Source organism: Barnesiella sp. CU968, assembly GCF_905219685.1.
Taxonomy (GTDB): Bacteria; Bacteroidota; Bacteroidia; order Bacteroidales; family Muribaculaceae; genus Lepagella; species Lepagella muris_A.
On the sequence record NZ_CAJMXD010000582.1, the window covers coordinates 1 to 1,197 of the forward strand.

The following is a 1,197-nucleotide window of genomic DNA, read 5'->3' on the forward strand; positions in this document are numbered from 1 at the left end:
CACAGTCTTCGGACTGTTTAACATTCATTCATAATCTCAAACCCTCTGACCCGTCAATATTTTTCAGGACGCCACAATGAGAAAGCGGTTTCAGATTCTTCTCATGAGCGTTCGTCATGGATGAATGTATATATAGCTGAGGCTTTGAACAACAACAAAGAATATGAATCTGTTATTGAGCTTTGTAATAATTCAGACTCTTTGTTAATGCTTGATGATTCATCTTTTCGTCATTTAATTTTGATTAATAAAGCTCAGGCATTCAGTAAGTCGGGAATGTCGGACAGCTGTATAGCCATATACAGAAACCTGATGGCGGACGGGTACGATATGAAAGCCTATAATTGGTGCAGGTTATCCGAATCATACCTAAGAAAACACAATCTTGCGGCTGGTAGACAATTTTTGGATTCCGCGAAGGCCAATCTCGATTATAGGGCTGACACTCTATATGTAGCCATGCTCGAAAATTTGATGGCAGGTATTGAAGGGAATAAAGACAGTATATTGAGATTTTCAACACATTATAATAATGTTCTGACAGATATTTCAAATGACGCTCTTATCGGAATACCTCTTTCCGACATTACAGAAAATTATACATCTGAACTTTATGATATAAAATCAGAAAGCGCATATCAAACTCTGTTGACAACATTAGGAATATTGGGGTTGACCGGGATAATCATATTAATTATCTGGTTTGGCAGAAAAGTGGCTAAAAAGAAAGATTCCGAAATAACATCATTATCCGAGCAAACGGAATTGTTGCGAATTGACGTTAAAAATCTAACAGACGACAATAATTTGCTTCGTTTGGATAGACTATCTGCTATCGAGAAGGCAGATGAATTGAAGAAGCAGATTGTCTCGCTTCAATTGGATTGTAAAAATTTATCAGAAAGCCTCACCAAAAACATATCAGGAGAGATTGGATCATTAACAAAAGAGGAACGTTATCTGGTAAAGAAAAGGTTGTCAAGACTTGACAAGTTATGTAAAGACATATTTTTGTTTCCGAATAAAACAACAGCAAATCAAGTCCCGTCAAAATTACAGATGGAAATTATTGCAGACATGAGATCTGAGCATTCGCTTGAATACTATGATTTGATTATAGATTTACACTAGTGTCTCTTAAAAAGTGTTAATCAAATTCGAGGTCAAGAGTTGGATGGCAATTTGCTATTTGTGCTG

1 protein-coding gene is annotated in these 1,197 nt (G+C 36.2%); it reads left to right on the top strand.

The window, feature by feature from the left end:
* The first annotated feature begins 120 nt into the window (after positions 1-120).
* Positions 121-1,131, top strand: a complete 1,011-nt coding sequence (locus JX312_RS13840) for a hypothetical protein (protein ID WP_204458504.1) — start codon at positions 121-123, stop codon at positions 1,129-1,131.
* Positions 1,132-1,197 lie beyond the last annotated feature (66 nt).

What these genes read in the sequence shown, in the direction of transcription:
- JX312_RS13840 (WP_204458504.1), top strand. Translation starts at nt 121, where the DNA reads ATGAATGTATATATAGCTGAGGCTTTGAACAACAACAAAGAATATGAA.